15 protein-coding genes and 1 pseudogene are annotated in these 19,605 nt (G+C 69.9%); 6 read left to right on the top strand and 10 right to left on the bottom strand.

Annotated elements, in window-relative coordinates; genetic code table 11:
* Positions 1 to 211: 211 nt before the first annotated feature.
* The 5 genes from ACWD3C_RS34835 to ACWD3C_RS34815 form a co-directional block, all read right to left on the bottom strand.
* Positions 212 to 493 (bottom strand): SGM_3592 family protein, encoded by a 282-nt coding sequence (locus tag ACWD3C_RS34835; protein WP_451150251.1) that lies wholly within the window; start codon positions 491 to 493, stop codon positions 212 to 214.
* Positions 494 to 615: 122 nt separating this feature from the next.
* Positions 616 to 1,335, bottom strand: a complete 720-nt coding sequence (locus ACWD3C_RS34830) for an ABC transporter permease (RefSeq protein ID WP_451150249.1) — start codon at positions 1,333 to 1,335, stop codon at positions 616 to 618.
* A gap of 10 nt (positions 1,336 to 1,345) precedes the next feature.
* Complete coding sequence (locus tag ACWD3C_RS34825) at positions 1,346 to 2,257, bottom strand: ABC transporter ATP-binding protein (protein WP_451150247.1); 912 nt, start codon at positions 2,255 to 2,257, stop codon at positions 1,346 to 1,348.
* Positions 2,254 to 3,195, bottom strand: a complete 942-nt coding sequence (locus ACWD3C_RS34820) for an ABC transporter permease subunit (RefSeq protein WP_451150245.1) — start codon at positions 3,193 to 3,195, stop codon at positions 2,254 to 2,256. The genes ACWD3C_RS34825 and ACWD3C_RS34820 overlap by 4 nt, the downstream gene beginning before the upstream one ends.
* Positions 3,185 to 4,159: an ABC transporter ATP-binding protein gene (locus tag ACWD3C_RS34815; protein WP_451150275.1), complete on the bottom strand. Its 975-nt coding sequence runs from the start codon at positions 4,157 to 4,159 to the stop codon at positions 3,185 to 3,187. The genes ACWD3C_RS34820 and ACWD3C_RS34815 overlap by 11 nt, the downstream gene beginning before the upstream one ends.
* Before the next feature lie 300 nt (positions 4,160 to 4,459).
* Here ACWD3C_RS34815 and ACWD3C_RS34810 point away from each other — a divergent pair, with 300 nt between their 5' ends.
* The 6 genes and pseudogenes from ACWD3C_RS34810 (at position 4,460) to ACWD3C_RS34785 (ending at position 10,442) form a co-directional block, all read left to right on the top strand.
* Positions 4,460 to 5,308: a M24 family metallopeptidase gene (locus ACWD3C_RS34810; RefSeq protein ID WP_451150243.1), complete on the top strand. Its 849-nt coding sequence runs from the start codon at positions 4,460 to 4,462 to the stop codon at positions 5,306 to 5,308.
* Positions 5,305 to 7,104: an SDR family oxidoreductase gene (locus ACWD3C_RS34805; RefSeq protein ID WP_451150241.1), complete on the top strand. Its 1,800-nt coding sequence runs from the start codon at positions 5,305 to 5,307 to the stop codon at positions 7,102 to 7,104. The genes ACWD3C_RS34810 and ACWD3C_RS34805 overlap by 4 nt, the downstream gene beginning before the upstream one ends.
* A gap of 46 nt (positions 7,105 to 7,150) precedes the next feature.
* Positions 7,151 to 7,384, top strand: a pseudogene (locus ACWD3C_RS34800) (metal-dependent hydrolase); the annotation flags it as partial.
* A gap of 42 nt (positions 7,385 to 7,426) precedes the next feature.
* Positions 7,427 to 8,374: a MerR family transcriptional regulator gene (locus ACWD3C_RS34795; protein WP_451150239.1), complete on the top strand. Its 948-nt coding sequence runs from the start codon at positions 7,427 to 7,429 to the stop codon at positions 8,372 to 8,374.
* 188 nt (positions 8,375 to 8,562) lie between these two features.
* Positions 8,563 to 9,465 carry an LLM class flavin-dependent oxidoreductase gene (locus ACWD3C_RS34790; RefSeq protein WP_451150237.1) on the top strand — a complete coding sequence of 301 codons (903 nt, stop codon included), beginning with the start codon at positions 8,563 to 8,565 and terminating at the stop codon, positions 9,463 to 9,465.
* Positions 9,466 to 9,569: 104 nt separating this feature from the next.
* Positions 9,570 to 10,442: an HAD family hydrolase gene (locus ACWD3C_RS34785; protein WP_451150235.1), complete on the top strand. Its 873-nt coding sequence runs from the start codon at positions 9,570 to 9,572 to the stop codon at positions 10,440 to 10,442.
* A gap of 45 nt (positions 10,443 to 10,487) precedes the next feature.
* Here ACWD3C_RS34785 and ACWD3C_RS34780 read toward each other — a convergent pair whose 3' ends face one another.
* The 5 genes from ACWD3C_RS34780 to hisC all read right to left on the bottom strand — a co-directional run bounded on the left by ACWD3C_RS34780 (position 10,488) and on the right by hisC (position 19,197).
* On the bottom strand, positions 10,488 to 11,558 hold the full coding sequence (locus tag ACWD3C_RS34780) for a peptidoglycan DD-metalloendopeptidase family protein (protein WP_451150233.1): 1,071 nt from the start codon (positions 11,556 to 11,558) through the stop codon (positions 10,488 to 10,490).
* Positions 11,559 to 11,706: 148 nt separating this feature from the next.
* Complete coding sequence (gene cydD / locus ACWD3C_RS34775) at positions 11,707 to 15,210, bottom strand: thiol reductant ABC exporter subunit CydD (RefSeq protein WP_451150231.1); 3,504 nt, start codon at positions 15,208 to 15,210, stop codon at positions 11,707 to 11,709.
* 81 nt (positions 15,211 to 15,291) lie between these two features.
* Entirely contained in the window at positions 15,292 to 16,296 is a 1,005-nt protein-coding gene (gene cydB, locus ACWD3C_RS34770) for a cytochrome d ubiquinol oxidase subunit II (RefSeq protein ID WP_451150229.1), read from the bottom strand.
* 20 nt (positions 16,297 to 16,316) lie between these two features.
* Positions 16,317 to 17,825, bottom strand: a complete 1,509-nt coding sequence (locus ACWD3C_RS34765; RefSeq protein WP_451150227.1) for a cytochrome ubiquinol oxidase subunit I — start codon at positions 17,823 to 17,825, stop codon at positions 16,317 to 16,319.
* 292 nt (positions 17,826 to 18,117) lie between these two features.
* A complete protein-coding gene (gene hisC, locus ACWD3C_RS34760; RefSeq protein ID WP_451150225.1) occupies positions 18,118 to 19,197 on the bottom strand; it encodes a histidinol-phosphate transaminase in 1,080 nt (359 codons plus the stop codon).
* Between the last annotated feature and the right edge of the window lie 408 nt (positions 19,198 to 19,605).

Below are 19,605 nucleotides of genomic sequence, written 5' to 3'. Positions count from 1 at the left end.
CCGCTGCGGGCTGCCCTGTCGGGAACTCGGCGAACTGCAACTGATGGGCATCGCCGGGCTCCCCTCCCAGAACGTGGCGCCGAACCGACCCGGCGTCGCGGACAGAACCACTGTGCCCGTCTGCCGAGTTGGACGCCACCGAATATCCAGCGGCCCGGACTCCGGCCGGGTCACCGGACGGTCACAGAGGCCGAGCACCGGGCCGTGGCGGCTACCGGCGCCGCCACCTCCGCTTGCGCGCCTTGCTGAAGAACCACCCCGCGGGCGGTTCGTCGGAACGCCAGGGCTGCGGGTCGGGAGCCTGCTTGCGCCAACGGGCCGTGAGCATGCGAGCCCGTGCCGACGGCTCGGCCGTCTCCGCGGACCGTATGAAGTCCTCGTCCAGAACGATGTCGTCCCAGGCGTCCCCGGCACCAGCTCCGGACCCGGCCCCCGCCTCGGAGTCAGCTCCATACGCCCGCTGCCGCTCGCCCTTCGGCTCCTCGACTGCCATCCCCGTTCCTCCTAGTTACTCATTCCCTGCATCAAGTGTGCCCGCACAGGCGTGAAACCCATGTCAAGATTCAGCCGCCTCCCCCAGGACCGCCGACCGCGGGCTCCCGGAGGAGGCCCCCGTCACTCCTCCCCGGCCAGTGTCAGCGTGCGCAGCTTCTGGCCCGCGTACCAGGTCGTCCCGGCCGTGACCACCGCCAGCAGGACCACCGCTGTCGTCAGCCCCACGTCCGAGGTCACGAGGTCTCCGCCCGCGACCTTGTGGGCCACCGCGAGCGACCACTGCTGGACGCTGAGGGTGCGCGCGCCGGAGACCAGGGAACCGAAGAGGGTCTCCCAGACGAGCGCGTAGACGAGTCCGAAGACGACCGCGTGCCGGGTCACCGTTCCCAGCAGCAGGAACATCGCGGCGTAGGCGATCGACGCGATCAGTGCCGCCACCATGTAGGCGGCCGCGATCTGCTGCCCGTTGCCGTTCAGGATCAGCCCGGCGACAAGGGTCGGTATCGCCGAGAAGGCCATGGTCACGGCGATCGCCACGATCAACTTGGTGAAGATGATCGTCGACCGCTTCACCGGCTTGGCCAGCAGATACACCACCGAGCCGTCGTCGATCTCCGGTCCGATCGCGCCTGTCCCGGCGATGACGCCGATGATCGGCACCATCGTGGCGAGCGCGAACCCGCCGAGGACGTCGGCGGCGACTTGGTCGTCGGCCCCGCTGAAGCCGCGTACGGCGACGGCGATGACGATCAGCAGGACGGGCAGCGCGCCGAGGATGAGGGCCCGGCGGCGGCCGAGCAGGGCCCGGTAGGTGAGCCGGGCGACTGTGGGGTCGTACATCTTCGGCCTCCTACGCCGCGACGAGATACGAGAAGACGGATTCGAGGGACTCGTCCGACGGGGAGACCGTCAGCAGTCGGATGCCGTGGTCCTTCGCCACGCGGGGCAACAGGGCGGTGAAGCGGCCGAAGTCGACGGCCTGGATGCGCAGCGCGCCCTCTGCCAGGTCGACTTCGATGCCCGCCGTCGACGGGTCCGCTATCAGCGCGGCCGCGAGGGCCCGGTCGTCGCTGGAGCGGACGAGGTAGCGGTGCGGGCGGTCGGTCATCAGGCGGCGGATGCGCCGGAAGTCGCCGCTCGCCGCGTGCCGTCCGGCGACGATCACCTCGATGTGGGCGGCGAGTTGCTCGACCTCTTCGAGGATGTGCGAGGAGAACAACACCGTGCGGCCCTCGGCGCCCATGCGCCGCAGCAGGTCCATGAGCTGCATGCGCTGGCGTGGGTCCATGCCGTTGAAGGGTTCGTCGAGCAGCAGCAGGGAGGGGTCGTGGACGAGCGCGCTCGCCATCTTCACGCGCTGCCGCATGCCCTTGGAGTACGTCGAGATCTTGCGGTCCTGCGCGTACTCCATCTCGACCGTGGCGAGGGCCCGCCCGGCCGCCTTCGCCCCGAGGCCATGCAACTCGGCGTTGGCGACGACGAATTCGCGGCCCGTGAGGAAGTCGTACATTGCCTCGCGCTCCGGGACGATGCCGATGTGCTGGTAGATCCGCTCGTTGCGCCACACCGGCTCGCCGTCGAGGGTGACGGAGCCCGTGGAGGGGGCGAGGAAGCCGCCCATCATGTTGATGAGAGTGGACTTCCCGGCGCCGTTCGGACCGAGCAGGCCGGTGACGCCGGGGCCGACCGTCATGGTGATGTCGTTGACCGCCACCACGTTGCCGAACCAGCGGGAGACGTGGTCGATGTTCAGCGTGGTCACAGTCCGACCTTTCGGTAGCGGCGCATCAGCAGGCCGTAGCAGCCCGCGATGACACCCAGGACGACGAGGACGTAGATGGCTCCCTGCCCGTCGGAGGGGCCGGCCCCTCCGGGGAAGGCGGAGGAGGCACCCAGGAAGGCGGACTGCACCCCGTCTATGAGCGTGATGGGCGAGAAGAGGCCGAGCCAGGGGACCGCTTCGGTGCTGGACTGCTCGTAGGCGATGGCCTGGACGACGGACACCGCCCCGTAGGAGATGGTCATGACGGCGATGACGGCCGCGATGCCGAAGCCTCGGCGGGGCGTCACCGCCGAGATCACCAGGCCGATGCCGGCGAAGAGGAGCGACAGCAGTGCCACGGAGACCAGTCCCTGCGCGAATCCCTTTGTCTGGTCGGTGAAGTCGAGCTTGGCCAGCAGCGCGCCCACGTAGAGGACGGTCAGCGGGGCCGCCGTCAGGACGAACAGCGCCGAGGCCAGCGCCGCGAACTTCGCCCGTACGTAGTCGGCGGTCTCGATCGGGCGCGAGAAGTACAGCGGCACGGTCTTGAAACGCAGGTCGCGCGAGACGGACTGGGGTGCCTGGGAGGCGATGTACAGGCCGATGATGGCCTGCATGATGACCGCGTAGCGCGTGTACTCGACGGGCAGGTCGTTGGCGCTCGTGGCGACCGCTACCGCGACCATGATGGCCGCGGGTGCGCACATCACCGCGAAGAGCAGCATCGGCAGCACCTTGGACTTCACCGAGCGGCCCAGTCCGTACGCGCCGCGCAGCGACTGCGAGTACAGGGAGCGGCGGGCGTACGCGCGGCCCAGACGGGGGCCGTCGTAGGTGCGGTAGCCGATGTTGTGGATGCGGGACTGCTCGCCCGCGCGCGTGGGGGGCTGTTCGCCGGCGCGGGCCGGGGCCTGCGTCCGGGGCTGCTCAACCGCCATGGCCGACCGCCTCCTTCCGTACGTCGTCTGCCTGCTCGTCGTTGTCCTTGAAGACTTCCGAGATGTGGTGCCTGCGCTGCTCCATGCGGACCAGACCGAGACCGAGGTCGGCGACGACATCGCGTACGACGTCGTACGTCTCCTCGCCCTGGGCGGTGAGAAGCAGGATGTGCCCGGCGCCGGGAAGGCCGCTGCCCTCGTGGGTCTCGACCCCGCGCGCGTGAAGGGCCTCGCGTATCGCCCGCGTCCCGTCGGGGTGTTCGTCGGTGTCGGTGACCTCGATCGCGAGGGTCGCCGTGCTCTGGGTGAAGTCCCTGGTGGAGCTGGAGCGCAGGAGCTTGCCGCCGTCGATGACGACCACGTGGTCGCAGGTGCGCTCCAACTCGCCCAGCAGGTGCGAGGTGACCAGGACCGAGATGCCGAAGTCCGTGTGGATACGGCGGATCAGGCCGAGCATCTCGTCGCGGCCGACCGGGTCGAGGCCGTTGGTCGGCTCGTCCAGGAACACCAGCTGCGGGTCGTGGACCAGCGCCTGGGCGAGCTTCACGCGCTGCTTCATGCCGGTCGAGTAGCCGCCGATGGGGCGGTACCGCTCCTCGTACAGGCCTACGTGGCGCAGCGTGTCCGCCGTACGCTCACGCGCGGCCGCCGGCGGAAGCCCGGACATGCGGGCCATGTGCACGACGAACTCGGTGGCCGAGACGTCGGGCGGCAGGCAGTCGTGCTCCGGCATGTACCCGACCCGCTCGCGGATGTCGCCGCCCTTGGTGGCGACATCGAGTCCGAGCACCTCGGCTCGGCCCTCGGTGGCGGGGGACAGACCCAGCAAGATCTTGATCAACGTGGACTTGCCGGCTCCATTGGCACCGACGAGTCCCGTCACACCGGGCCCGATGTCCATGGAGAGCCGGTCAAGCGCGGTCACCCTCGGGAACCGCTTGCTCAGGCTTTCGGTCGCGATCACAGTCACGCATTCGACGGTAGGGGCTCGGCGAGTGGCCGTCGTCACTCCGCAGAGCTGTCTGTGAGTCACTCTCGAGTCGTACGGGCCCGTAGGGGGTCTCAGCCGCCAGGTCCCCTAGGGGTCACCCTCAGGTCGAACAGTCGATCTCGGTTGTCCACATCGACGAGGTTTTCCACAGGTCGCGGACGCACCCTTGACGCTGCCGCCGCCCATTGTCACATTCGTCAGTGTCAAGTTACGAACGCGTACCGCAGTCGATCGCGTAAGCAGTCGATGTGGACGGACGGGTGGGGCAGTGCCATGACTACGGCAGTGACAGGTGAACGCTCCGCGGACCTACGGAGTTTCCGCGAGGTGCAGCGTCTCGCGTACGAGTGCGCAGAGTCGGTCGCGGCCCGGCTGAAGCCGGGTGTGACCGAGCGCGAGGCTGCGCGGATGCAGTGGGTGTGGCTGCGCGAGCGCGGGGTGCGGGACTGGTTCCATCTGCCCTTCGCCTGGTTCGGGGACCGCACGGCGTTCGTCGGCTTCCGCATACCGCTGCAGTTCTTCCCCACCGACCGCCGGCTCGAAGCGGGTATGCCGTTCATCCTCGACATGGCTCCGGTCCACAAGGGCTGTACGGCAGACATCGGTTACTCGGGCTGCCTCGGCCCGAACCCCCTCCACGACAAGCTGCTCGACGACCTGGCCGCGCATCGCGAGCTGATCCTGCGCGAGGTGCGCGAGCGACGGCCGCTGCGCGAGATCTACGAGGACGTGGACCGGCTCATGACCCGCCAGGGCTACGGGAACCGGCACCGCGCCTATCCCTTCGGCGTGATCGCCCACAAGGTCCACCGGGTGCGGGAGCGCCGCTGGTCACCGCATGTGTTCGGGTTCGGCACCCAGGCGCTGAAAGGGCTGGCGAGCGACGCGCTCCGCGGGCACCGCGAGGGGTGGTCGCCCCTGTGGTCGCCGTACAGGTTCTCCGACCATCCGCCGCGGCCGGGGCTGTGGGCGGTGGAACCGCACCTCGGGTTTCGGGGCACGGGCGCGAAGTTCGAGGAACTGCTGGTGGTCACCGATTCCAAGGACCCCGAGGAGAGCGCGTTCTGGCTGGACGACGACCTGCCCCACGTCAGGCGCTGGGCGGAAGGGACGTGCGGATGAGTGACGTGCCGATGGGTGAGGAGAAATCTGTGACGGTGCCGCTCAGGGGCGCGCGGGAGCGCTGGGTGCGCACGGGCGGGGTCGAGCTGTGCGTCGCCGAGCTGGGCGATCCGCAGCAGCCGACCGTACTGCTCGTGCACGGCTACCCCGACTCCAAGGAGGTGTGGTCCGAGGTCGCCGTGAATCTCGCCGAGCGCTGCGGATTCCACGTGGTGCTGTACGACGTACGCGGCCACGGCAGATCGACGGCGCCGCAACCGCTGCGCGGCGGGTTCACGCTGGAGAAGCTGACGGACGACTTCCTGGCGGTCGTGGACGCGGTCAGCCCCGGCAGACCCGTACATCTGGTGGGACACGACTGGGGTTCGGTGCAGGGCTGGGAGTTCGTGACGGGCCGTCGCGCCGAGGGGCGGATCGCGTCCTTCACGTCGATGTCCGGGCCGTCCCTCGACCACCTCGGTCACTGGATCAAGCACCGGCTGCGGCGGCCGACCCCGCGCAAGGTGGGGCAACTCCTCGGCCAGGGAGCCAAGGCCTGGTACGTGTACCTGCTGCACACGCCGGTCCTGCCCGAGCTCGCCTGGCGCGGCCCCCTCGGCAAGCGGTGGCACAGGGTGCTCCAGCGGCTGGAGAAGGTACCCGCGGGCAACTACCCCACCCCGTCGCTGGCCACGGACGCGGCCCACGGCGCCTGGCTGTACCGGGACAACATCCGGGCCCGGCTGTCCCGGCCCCGCGACGACGCGTACGCACACGCGCCCGTGCAGCTCATCACTCCCCTCGATGACGCATACCTGTCGGAGCAGCTGTACGACCAGCTGGAGGACTGGGTCCCGCGGTTGACCCGCCGCACTCTCCAGGCCAAGCACTGGATTCCGCGCACGCGCCCCGATCAACTGGCCGCCTGGATCACCGAGTTCGTGACGGCCACCGAGGGCGGAAGGACCGAAGTGACCACCACCGGTGCGTACGCCGACCGGTTCGGCGGGCAGTTGGTACTGGTCACCGGCGCGGGCAGCGGTATCGGGCGGGCCACCGCCTTCGCGTTCGCCGAGGCCGGCGCGCGTGTGGTGGCCGTCGACCGGGACGCGGAGGCCGCGGCCCGCACGGCGGAGCTGTCCCGGCTGATCGGCGCTCCCGAGGCCTGGGCCGAGACGGTCGACGTCTCGGACGAGCAGGCCATGGAGAAGCTCGCCGCGAAGGCCGCCACCGAGTACGGCGTGGTGGACGTGCTGGTGAACAACGCCGGGATCGGGCTCTCGGGTTCCTTCTTCGACACCACGCCCGAGGACTGGAAGAGGGTCCTCGACGTCAACCTGTGGGGCGTGATCCACGGCTGCCGGCTCTTCGGCAGGCAGATGGCCGAGCGCGGGCAGGGCGGCCATATCGTCAACATCGCGTCGGCGGCCGCGTACCAGCCGTCGAAGGCGCTGCCCGCTTACAGCACCTCCAAGGCGGCCGTTCTGATGCTCAGCGAGTGCCTGCGCGCGCAGCTGGCCGGCCAGGACATCGGGGTGTCGGCGATATGTCCCGGCTTCGTCAACACCGGCATCACCTCGACCGCACGCTTCGCGGGCGTGGACGCCGATGAGGAGAAACGGCGGCAGAGGCGGGCCGCCCGGCTGTACGGGATGCGCAACTACCCGCCGGAAAAGGTCGCGGAGGCGATCCTGCGCGCGGTGGTACGGGACCAGGCCGTCGTCCCTGTCACCCCGGAGGCGCGTGGCGCCCACCTCCTGTCCCGCTTCACGCCCAGGGCGCTGCGTGCGATCGCCCGATGGGAGCCACCGCTGTGAGTACAGGAGAGACCCACGTCATCAACCGACGGCTCCCGGTCGGGAGCACGACCCGAAGCTCGCCGGGCGCCCGCCTACCGTCCTCGCCACGCACAACCAGGCCGTGTGCAAGGACCTGTTGCCCACCTGGAAGGAGCTCGGCGCGGCCGTACCCCGCTATCCGCAGCGCGCCTACCACCCCTCGCAAGAGGGGCGGTTGCGCAGGGCGGTCGAGTACCTGGCACAGTCGCCCGCGGCACGCACGGCGGCAGGCGTGATCGTGCGGGCCGCGACGGGGTGACCGCCGCGCCAGCACCGCCATGACAGCTCAGGCAGGAGGACCGTGAACGACGAACCGGCTGGTGCTGCGTACCGCATAGAGGACCTGGCGCACCGCAGCGGCGCCACGGTCCGGACGATCCGTGCCTATCAGGACCGCGGGCTGCTCCCCCGCCCCGAGCGGCGGGGCCGGGCCAACGTGTACTCGGACGCGCACCTGGCCCGCCTGCGGCAGATCGCCGATCTGCTGGACCGCGGCTACACCCTGGCCTCCATCAAGGAGCTCCTGGAGGCCTGGGACGCGGGCCGTGGCCTCGGCGGGGTGCTCGGGCTGGTCGCCGAGGTCGACGGGCCGTGGACCGACGAGGAGGCCGCACGGATCTCGCGGGCCGAACTGGTCGAGCGGTTCGGCGGGGTCCAGGACGACGCGGCGGTGGCGGACGCGGTCGAGCTGGGCGTGCTGGAGCCGGTTCCCGGGGAGGAGGACCTGTTCCTGGTGCCGAGCCCCCAAGAGCTGGCCGTGGCCGTGGAGTTGCACGAGGCCGGGGTGCCGCTGTCCGCGCTCTCCGGCCATCTGCGGGAGTTGAGGGGCCGGGTCGAGCACATCGCCTCCCGTTTCCTGGAGTTCACCACCGAGCACGTCTTCGCGCGCTACCTGGACGGACACCATCCGCCGACCGACGCGGACGCGACCGAGGCGGCGACGCTCGTACGACGGCTGCGGCCCCTCGCCCGGCAGATGGTGGACGCCGAACTGGCCCGTGCGATGAGGCTGTTGGCCAACCAGCATCTGCGTGAACGCCTCGGCACCGAGCAGCCCGCACCTCGCGCGAGTGACACGCAGTCCGTCGCCCTCCCGGTGTCCACGATGCGGGCCGTGGAGGGGCTGGTTGGTGCCGAGCAGGCCGCCGCCTTCGTCGCGGCCGCAGCCGAACGGGAGGTGCAGGCACGGACCTTGGACACCCTTACAGCAAATCATGCCAAATCTGACAAAGTTGATGAAATACCCTAAAGGGGTTGGGAAGTTGTCCACAGGTTCGTCAAATCCCCTGTGGATAACCACACTTGGCTGTGGATCAAACATCCGGATCAAAATCGCGTGCGTGATACGCGTCTCGCCGTACCGCTGGAGCACCTGCGCTTTCCGGAGTCGCATCGACGGGTGCGTGAGCACTCCGGGACTCCGCTTACGCTCGATGCATGAGTCTGCGTCTGAGCACCGCGATCCTGCCGTACGTCCGCTGGCACGAGGGCGGCCGCTCCACGTGGCAGCGGGCCGAGCAGCTCGGGTTCCACACCGCGTACACGTACGACCACCTGTCGTGGCGGAGCTTCAGGGACGGCCCGTGGTTCGGTGCCGTGCCGACGCTGACCGCCGCGGCCGCCACCACCGACCGTCTGCGCCTGGGCACCCTCGTGACCTCGCCGAACTTCCGGCATCCGGTGCCCCTCGCCAAGGAGCTGATCTCCCTCGACGACGTCTCCGGTGGCCGGATCACCCTGGGCATCGGCGCCGGCGGCACCGGCTTCGACGCCACCGCGCTCGGCCAGGAGCCGTGGACCCCGCGCGAGCGCGCCGACCGGTTCGCCGAGTTCGTCCCACTGCTCGACCGGCTGCTCAGCGAAAGCTCCGTGTCGTACGAGGGCGACCACTACTCCGCGCACGAGGCCCGCAACATCCCGGGCTGCGTCCAGCGCCCCCGACTGCCCTTCGCGGTGGCCGCCACCGGGCCGCGTGGGCTGAAGCTGGCCGCGCGGTACGGGCAGGCGTGGGTGACCACCGGTGACCCCCGGCTGTACGAGACGGGCACTCCTGAACAGTCGATTCAAGCCATTCGCGGGCAGGCCGAGAAGCTGGCCGACATGTGCGCCGCGATCGGCCGGGACACGGCCGGGCTCGACAAGATCCTGCTCACCGGATTCACCCCGGACCGCGGCCGCCCGCTGGAGTCGCTCGACGCCTTCGTGGACTTCGCCGGCCGCCACGCCGAGCTGGGCTTCACCGACATCGTCATCCACTGGCCCATCCCCGACTCGGTCTTCGCGGCCGACGAGAAGGTCTTCGAGCGGATCGCCATGGAGGCACCGGCACAGCTGGACTGAGCACGACGGCTCGTGATGCCACAACGGCCCTGGTCGGGACCGTCATCACTCACCCGTGCGGGCTCTCGCACGGCCGTGCGCGCATGTGCGGGAGAATGGGGTGCGTGACCTCAGCGACGAAACAGCCCGAGAGCCCGGCCCCGACCGTTCCCCCGCGGCTGATCGCCACGGATCTCGACGGCACCCTGCTGCGCGACGACCAGTCGGTGTCCGAGCGCACGGTCGCCGCCCTCGCGGCCGCCGAGGAGGCGGGCATCGAGGTCTTCTTCGTCACCGGCCGCCCGGCCCGCTGGATGGACGTCGTCAGCGACCACGTCCACGGCCACGGCCTGGCGATCTGCGGAAACGGTGCCGCCGTGGTCGATCTGCACGGCGGCCCCGGCTCCCACCGGTTCGTCAAGATCCGCGAGCTGGCCCGCGAGAACGCGCTCGACACCGTACAACTGCTGCGCGCGGCAGCGCCGGGGACCCTGTACGCGGTCGAGCAGGCGTACGGCTTCCACCAGGAGCCGGACTACCCGAAGCTGCACATGGAGGTCCCCGACACCCTCGCGCCCGCCGAGAAACTGCTGGCCCGCGGCGGGGTCGCGGACGGCGATCCCGTGCTCAAGATCCTCGCGTACCACCCCGAGATCGACCCGGACGCCTTCCTCACCACCGCCCGGCTGGCCGTCGGCGACCGCGCCACCATCACCCGCTCCAGCCCCAGCGCCCTGCTGGAGATCAGCGGCCCCGGCGTCTCCAAGGCCAGCACCCTCGCCCTGTGCTGTGCCGAACGCGGCATCTCCCACGAGGAGGTCGTCGCCTTCGGCGATATGCCGAACGACGTCGAGATGCTCACCTGGGCCGGCCAGTCGTACGCGATGGGCAACGCCCACCCGGACGTGATCGCGGCAGCCTCCGGCCGGACCGTCGCGAACAACGAGGACGGGGTGGCGGTGGTGATCGAACGGATGCTGGCGGAGCGGTTGCGGTAAGGCTCCCTGCCGGAGCGCGCGTAAGGGGCGCCTGGATCACGCCCGTTACAACTGCACTCCGCGCTTCAGCAGCCACGGCACCGGATCGATACCCGAACCCAGCTCCGGCGTCACCCGCGCCTCGAAGTGCAGATGCGGCCCCGTGGAGTTGCCGGTCGTGCCCGACTGCCCGATCCACTGCCCGGTGGCCACCCGTTCCCCCTGGTCGACGGTGACGGCGGCGAGGTGCGCGTACTGCGTGTAGTAGCCGTCCGCGTGCTGCACCACGACCTCGATGCCGAAGGCACCCCCGCACGACACCCGCACCACACGGCCCGCCCCGACCGACCGCACCGGCGTACCGATGGGCACCGCGAAGTCCTGCCCGGTGTGCCGGCTCGCCCAGCGGTCACCGCCGCTGCCGTAGCTCGCGGAGAGTTCGTACGCCTCCACGGGCGCGACCCACTCGTTCACGAGGTCCGTGTCCGGCTGGTCCAGCCGCACGGCCCCCGGGCAGGCGCCCGCCGCGACCGACGCGTCTGCCTGCCCCTGGAGCGTCCATCGCGCCTCTTCGAGTTTCTGCTCGATCGACTGCTTCAGCTCGGCGAGTTCGGCGTTGCGAGTCTCCAGTCGCTGCCACTCGGCCGCCGCTTTCGCCTCGTCGGCGGCGAGCCTGGCTTCCGCGCGGCGGCTCTTGGTGACGGCGTTGTTGACGGCCAGATCCGCCTGCCACACGGCCCGGTGACCACGCATCAATTCCTCGGGGTTGTTCGCGAGCAACATCTGCGCGGTGTACGGCAGCCCGCCGCCCTCGCGGTACTGAGCGCGCGCGATCCGGCCGAGATCCGCGTGCAGGACGGCGATCTGCTGCCGCTCCCGCGCGAGGAGTGCCTCGAACCGCTCCGCCTTCGCCCGCTGTTCGTCGGCCTCCTGCCGCCCCAGTTCGTACTGCTGCGTGGCCACGGCCGCGTCCTCGTACAGCCGCGCCACCTGGGCACTGAGCCCGGAGGCACCGGCGCTCCCCGGGCTTCCGGTGTCGCCGCCGTCGCTCTCGGCCGCCGTGGGCCGCGCCACGAGCACCGCGAGCGAGCACAGCAGCACCGGGACGAGCAGCGGATGGCGGCGAGTGAAGCGCATGTCAGCGATCGTGGCCCCTGCCCGGGGCCCCGTCCTGTTCACGTCGTACGGCTGGGGGACTGAACGCCACGGATGGCTTACGGGACTGGGCCGAACAGGGGGTCGCCCGGCAGATGTTGACGGCGTCGGTGCCCTCACGCGTGACGCCTCATGCCCCGACCAGCAGCTCCCCCGCCGTCTCACGCTCCACCATCGCCCGCAGCGGACCGTCCACGGCGGCCAGTTCCGCGTACGGTCCCCGCTGTGCCACCTGTCCCTCCGCCAGCACGATCACCTCGTCCACGGCCTCCAGCCCGGCCAGCCGATGGGTGATCAGCAGCGTCGTACGGCCCTCGGTCGCGGCCAGCAGGTCCGCGGTGAGCGCGTCGGCGGTTGGCAGGTCGAGGTGTTCGGCGGGCTCGTCGAGGACGAGGACGGGGAAGTCGGCGAGCAGTGCGCGGGCGAGGGCGAGTCGCTGGCGCTGGCCGCCGGACAGCCGCGCCCCGTGCTCCCCGATCAGGGTGTCGAGCCCGTCGGGCAGCGCCTCGGCCCAGTCGAGCAGCCGCGCCCGCGCGAGCGCTTCCCGCAGCTCCGCCTCGGTCGCGCCCTTCCGCGCCAGCAGCAGGTTCTCCCGCACCGAGCTGTCGAAGAGGTGCGCGTCCTGGGCGCACAACCCGACGAGCCGCCGTACGTCGTCACCGTCGAGCGCGTACGCGTCCACGCCACCCAGCGTGTACGTCCCCTCGTGCGCGTCCAGGAACCGCAGCAGCACCTGCGCGAGGGTCGTCTTGCCCGACCCCGACGGGCCGACCACGGCGACTCTGCGGCCCTCGTCCAGGGTGAGGTCGAGCCCGGCGAGCGCGTTCCGGTGCTGCCCCGCGTGGCGAGCGCCGATCCTGTCGAGTCGCAGCGGGAAGGGCGACACCGGCGCCTGCCGCGGGCACTCCGGTTCACGTACCGGGTCGGGTGCGTCCAGCACCTCGTACACGCGCTCCGCGCTCTTGCGCACCCGCTGGCGGAACTGCACGGCCAGCGGCAGCCCCAGGACGGCCTCGAAGGCGGCCAGCGGGGTGAGGACGACGACGGCCATGGCCACGCCGCTCAGCCGTCCGTCGGCGACGGCCTGTGCGCCCACGAGGGCTGCGGCCGTGACGGTGAGCCCGGAGACGAGCGCGGTGAGCCCGTCGCCGAGCGCGGTCGCGGTGGCGGCCCGGGACGCGATCCGGGTGAGCGTGCCGTCGGCCCGCCGTACGTCGGCGGTACGGGTCGGCAGAGCGCCGACGACCGTCAATTCGGCGGTGCCGGTGAGCAGATCGGTCACACGGGTGGCCAGGGCGCCCCGGGCGGGGGCGAGCCTGCGCTCGGCGCGCCTGGCCACGGCTCCGGTCACGAGCGGGACCCCGGCTCCGGCGGTGAGCAGTCCGAGGGCGAGGGCGGCCCCGGCCTCGGGCAGCAGCCAGGCGGTGAACCCGACGGAGGCGGCCGACACGACCACCGCGGCCCCGGCGGGCAGCAGCCACCGCACCCAGTAGTCCTGCAGGGCGTCCACATCGCCGACCAGCCGTGAGAGCAGATCGCCTCGCCGGGTCGTCCGCAGCCCGGCCGGGGCCAGCCGTTCCAGCCGCCGGAAGACGGCGACACGGGTGTCGGCCAGCATCCGCAACACGGCGTCGTGCGACACCAGCCGCTCCGAGTACCGGAACACGGCCCGCCCGATCCCGAACGCCCGGGTCGCCGTGACGGCCACCATCAGGTAGAGCACGGGCGGCTGCTGGGAAGCCCGCGAGATGAGCCACCCGGAGGTCGCCATCAGCCCCACGGCACTGCCGAGCGCGAGACTGCCGAGCAGCAGCGCGAGCGCCAGACGGCCACGACGGGGGGAGGCCATGGCGCGGACGCGGGAGAGAGGGCTGCCGTGCCTTGCCGGAGACGGTTCTTGGGCGTGTGCCGCAGGCGCGTGTGCCGCAACCTCGGCTGCCGTCACCTCGACGGCTCGGCTCAAGGGCTCGGTCCGTGGGGCACCGGCCGCCGGGGCAGGGGCTTCGGCAGCCTCCAGCCGCACCACCCGGTCCGCCACCTCCAGCAGCGCCGGGCGGTGCACCACGAGCAGCACGGTCCGCCCCACCGCCAGTCGCCGTACGGCCGCCACGACCTCCGCCTCGGTCTCGCCGTCCAGGGAGGCCGTCGGTTCGTCGAGGAGCAGCACGGGCCGGTCCGCGAGGAACGCCCGGGCGAGGGCGAGCCGTTGGCGCTGTCCGGCGGAGAGTCCGGCGCCGTCCTCGCCGAGAAGGGTGTGCAGCCCGTCCGGGAGCGTGTCCACGAACTCCAGCGCGCCCGCGTCGGCCAGCGCCCGCCGTACCGCCGTCTCGTCCGCGTCGGGACGGGCCAGCCGTACGTTCTCGGCGATGGACCCGGCGTACAGATGGGGCCGCTGCGGCACCCAGGCGACGTGCGAGCGCCACTCCGCCAGGTCGAGCGAGGCGAGATCGGCTCCCCCGATCGACACGCGTCCCGCCGCAGGCTCCACGAACCCCAACAGAACGTTCAGCAGCGTCGACTTGCCCACACCGCTCGGCCCGACGAGGGCCACCGTCTCCCCAGTCCCGACGATGAAGGACGCATCCGCGACGGCGTCGTCCGACCGCCCGGGGTACCGGACGGTCACGCCCTCGAAACGGATCGCCCCCTCGGGCACGGGCAGCACTCCGGAGGCCGGTACGGGAGTCTCCAGCACCTCGAAGATCTCCTCGGCCGCCGCGAGCCCCTCGGCGGCCGCGTGGAACTGCGCACCCACCTGCCGCAGCGGCAGATACGCCTCGGGCGCGAGGACGAGAATCACGAGCCCCACATACAGGTCCATCTCGCCGTGCACGAGCCGCATGCCGATGGTCACCGCGACGAGCGCGACCGAGATCGTGGCGAGCAGCTCCAGCGCGAAGGACGACAGGAACGCGATCCGCAGCGTCCGCATGGTCGCCCGCCGGTATTCGCCGGTGATCCGCTTGATCGACTCGGCCTGCGCCTTGGCCCGGCCGAACACCTTGAGCGTCGGCAGTCCGGCGACGACGTCCAGGAAGTGGCCCGACAGCCGGGACAGCAGCCGCCACTGACGGTCCATGTGCGAGCGTGTGGCCCAGCCGATGAGGATCATGAAGACGGGGATCAGCGGCAGCGTGCCGACGATGATCGCCGCCGACACCCAGTCCTCGGTGACAACCCGCGCGAGCACCGCCACGGGCACGGTCACCGCGAGCCCCAACTGCGGCAGATAGCGCGAGAAGTAGTCGTCGAGCGCGTCGACTCCACGCGTGGCGAGGGTGACCAGCGAGCCGGTGCGCTGTCCGCTCAGCCAGCCGGGCCCGAGCTCGGTGGCCCGTTCCAGCAGCCGTAGCCGCAGCTCCGACTTCACCGCCGCGCCGGCCCGGTGTGCGGCGAGTTCGGTGAGCCAGGAGACGACCGCCCGACCGACCGCGACCGCCACCAACAGCAGAAGCGACGTGCGCAGTTCGGCGACCGCCATCCCGTGCTGGAAGGCCCCGACCACCACCTCGGCGATCAGCATCGCCTGAGCGATGACCAGCGCCGCTCCGACGACACCCAGGCCGACGACCGCCATGAGGAAGAAGCGTGTGGCGCGGGCGTGGCGGAGAAGACGCGGGTCGATCGGTTTCACGTGAAACACACCCTTGGGTCAAGTCGCCATGTTTCACGTGAAACACGCTGTTTCACGTGAAACATGGCCTGGGTTTCGAACTCAGTGCGCAACATCCGCGATGTGCTGCGTACCGATCCGCTTGCGGAACACCCAGTACGTCCATCCCTGGTAGAGCAGGACGATCGGCGTGGCGACAGCCGCGCACCAGGTCATGATCTTCAGGGTGTACGGGCTCGACGAGGCGTTGGTGACCGTCAGGCTCCAGTCCTCGTTCAGCGACGACGGCATGACGTTCGGGAAGAGCGTCAGGAAGAGCATCGCGACGGCCGCCACGATGGTGAGCCCCGACAGGGCGAACGCCCAGCCCTCACGGCCCGCCTGAGCCGCTCCCAGCGCCGCGACAAGCGCCACCACGGCGACGGCCATCGCGGCCAGGGACCAGCCGTCGCCCTTGTCGGCCTGGGTCCAGAGCAGGAAGACGAGCGCCAACGCGGCCGTCACCAGACCCACTTGCAGCGCGAACTTCCGCGCCCGCTCCCGGATGTCCCCGACGGTCTTGAGCCCGACGAACACCGTCCCGTGGAAGGTGAACAGCGACAGCGTGACCAGACCGCCCAGGAGGGCGTACGGGTTGAGCAGGTCCCAGAAGCTGCCCACGTACTCCAGACCCGAGTCGATCTTCACGCCCCGCACGATGTTGGCGAAGGCCACACCCCACAGGAACGCGGGCAGCAGCGAGGTCCAGAAGATCGCGGTTTCCCAGTTGCGCTGCCAGTGCTCCTCGGTCCGCTTCGCCCGGTACTCGAAGGCGACACCGCGGACGATCAGGCAGACCAGGATGAGCAGCAGCGGCAGGTAGAAGCCGGAGAACAGGGTGGCGTACCACTCCGGGAAGGCCGCGAACGTCGCGCCGCCCGCCGTGAGCAACCACACCTCGTTGCCGTCCCAGACGGGCCCGATGGTGTTGATCAGAACCCGCTTCTCGGCGCGGTTCCGGGCCAGCAGCTTCGTAAGGACACCGACCCCGAAGTCGAACCCCTCCAGGAAGAAGTAGCCGATCCACAGGACCGCGATGAGGACGAACCAGACGTCGTGAAGTTCCATGACTGTGCGGCTCCCTTGGCCTAGTACGAGAAGGCCATCGGCTTGTCGGCGTCATGCACGTCGCCGCCGATCTTCGTGGGCGGGTTGAGGTCGGCCTCCGTCAGCTCGGGCGGTCCGGCCTTGACGTATTTCACGAGCAGCTTGACCTCGATGACGGCGAGGATCGCGTAGAGCGCGGTGAAGACGATCATCGAGGTGAGGACCTCGCCCTGGGAGACGCCGGGGGAGACCGCAGCGCGGGTCTGCAGAACGCCGTAGACAACCCACGGCTGGCGGCCCATCTCGGTGAAGATCCAGCCCCAGGAGTTGGCGATCAGCGGGAAGCCCAGGGTCAGGATTGCGATGCGCCAGTACCACGTGGTGAGCTTGGGGCCGAGGGCCTTCTTGGGCAGCAATACGAGATGCGGCACCTCGTCGTCGCCCACCCTCAGGTGCTGCGGCAGCAGGAACTTCTTGCGCGTGAGCCAGAGTCCGACCAGGCCGATGGTGAAGGACGTCATGCCGAAGCCGATCATCCAGCGGAAGCCCCAGTAGGCAACGGGGATGTTGGGCCGGTAGTCGCCGGGCCCGTACTTCTCCTGCTCGGCCTTGTTGACGTCGTTGATGCCGGGGACGTACGAGCTGAAGTCGTCCTTGGCCAGGAAGGACAGCAGCCCGGGGATCTCTATGGCGACCTTGTTGTGGCCCTCGTCGACGTCGCCGACGGCGAAAATCGAGAAGGGGGCCGGTTCCTCGCCGTCCCACAGGGCCTCGGCCGCGGCCATCTTCATCGGCTGCTGCTCGTACATGATCTTGCCGAGGACATCGCCGCTGATCGCGGTGAACATGCCGCCGATGACCACGGTGACCAGACCGAGCCGCAGCGAGGTCTTCATCACGGGGATGTGCTTCCTGCGCACCAGGTGGAAGGCGGCGATGCCGACCATGAAGGCGCCGCCGGTGAGGAAGGCCGCGGACATGGTGTGGAAGACCTGGGCGAGCGCGGTGTTCTGGGTCAGCACCAGCCAGAAGTCGGTGAGTTCGGCCCGGCCCTTCTCCTCGTTAATCTTGTAGCCGACGGGGTGCTGCATCCACGAGTTGGCCGCGAGGATGAAGTACGCCGACAGGATCGTGCCGATCGAGACCATCCACATGCAGGCCAGGTGAATCCTCTTCGGCAGCTTGTCCCAGCCGAAGATCCACAGGCCGATGAAGGTGGACTCGAAGAAGAAGGCGATCAGGGCCTCGAAGGCGAGCGGGGCACCGAAGACGTCACCCACGAAGCGCGAGTAGTCGGACCAGTTCATGCCGAACTGGAACTCCTGCACGATGCCGGTGACGACCCCCATCGCGATGTTGATGAGGAAGAGCTTGCCCCAGAACTTGGTGGCCCTGAGGTACTTCTCCTTCTCCGTGCGCACCCACGCGGTCTGCAGGCCGGCGGTGAGGGCGGCGAGCGAGATCGTCAGCGGGACGAAGAGAAAGTGGTAGACGGTGGTGATGCCGAACTGCCATCGCGCCAGAGTCTCCGGTGCCAAAGCGATGTCCACGTCTTCTCCTTACGTGCCGTGGTCAAGGCGGCAGTTTGCCCCGTTTGTCACACTCATCAAGGGAGCAATCGGGACAGGCTTGTGAACGCGTTCACATTCACAAGCAATTATGACGCATGACCGTTCGAGGCATGAGGGGTGGGGGGTCCCTAGAAGTGGACCGATGGACCCATGGCGCGAAGGGGCATGTCAGCACCGTCGTTCGAGAGACGCGGAGGCCCCGGGGGCAGCGCCCCGGGGCCCGACCGGTCCGCAAGGGCAGGCCCCCGGATCACTGAGCCGATCAGCGACGCTAGAACTCCTTGCGGAAGTCCTCCGTCACCTTCAGGAAGATGTCGTTGCCCTCGGGCTCCCCGATCGTCACGCGCACGCCCTCGCCCGTGAAGGGCCGGACGACGACACCGGCCCGCTCGCACATGGCCGCGAAATCGACCGTGCGGTCGCCCAGGCGCAGCCAGACGAAGTTGGCCTGCGTCTCGGGGACGGTCCAGCCTTGGCCGCGCAGGCCGTCGACAACGCGCGTGCGCTCCGCGACCAGGGAGCCGACGCGGCCGAGGAGCTCGTCCTCGGCGCGCAGGGAGGCGACGGCCGCGTCCTGGGCGAGCTGGCTCACACCGAACGGCACCGCCGTCTTGCGCAGGGCGGCCGCCACGGGCTCGTGGGCGATCGCGAAGCCCACGCGGAGCCCGGCGAGGCCGTACGCCTTGGAAAAGGTGCGCAGCACACAGACGTTGGGCCGCTCGCGGTAGAGCTCGACGCCGTCGGGGACCTGGGGGTCGCGGATGAACTCCCGGTACGCCTCGTCCAGCACCACCAGTACGTCGGCGGGGACCCGGTCGAGGAACCGCTCCAGCTCGGCACGGCGCACAACCGTGCCCGTCGGGTTGTTCGGGTTGCAGACGAAGATCAGCCGCGTCCGGTCGGTGATCGCGTCCGCCATCGCGTCCAGGTCGTGCACATCACCCGGAGTCAGCGGCACTCGCACGGAGGTCGCGCCGCTGATCTGGGTGATGATCGGATACGCCTCGAAGGAGCGCCAGGCGTAGATGACCTCGTCGCCCGGGCCGGAGGTGGCCTGGAGCAGCTGCTGGGCAACGCCGACCGAGCCCGTCCCGGTGGACAGATGGGTGACCGGCACCCCGAATCGGTCCGACAGCTCGTTCATCAGCCCCGTGCACGCCATGTCCGGGTACCGGTTGAAGGACGCGGCCGACGCGGTCACGCTCTCCAGCACGCCGGGCAGCGGCGGATAGGGGTTCTCGTTGGAGGACAGCTTGTACGCCACGGGGCCCCCGGCCGCGGCGGGCTTGCCGGGCTTGTAGGTGGGGATTCCCTCCAGCTCGGCACGCAGCTTGGGGCTCGTCTCGCTCACCGCAGTCCTCCTCGTCGACACTTAATGATCCTCACTGTATGAGGATTCGGCGTCCCTGCGAACGGCCTGTGGACAACCTGGTCCAACCTCACCCGTCACACGGACATCAGGGGCATCACCGTACGAATGCCGAGGTCATCGCCGCACGAAGGCGTACGGCATGGGGGCGCACCGTCCGCGAGAGCGCGCGCCGGTGGCTCACGCCGTGGCGCGCATCCCCCGTGCAGGTGAGTTGAGACCTCTTCGAAACATGACCCACTTGGCAGGCCTATGCGCGCCGACAAGCCACGTCTTGATATTGGATCGCTCAACTCCCTTACATTCCAAGGCATTTAACTCTTATTGATCATGCAGAAACGTGCCTGTCAACGAGTGCATATGCGTCCGCACTACCCCACCGCATGAGCC

The sequence above is a fragment of the Streptomyces sp. NPDC002845 genome, from assembly GCF_053591955.1.
The sequence above is the reverse complement of the archived record's forward strand: the minus strand, read 5'-3'. Positions and strand labels throughout refer to the sequence as shown.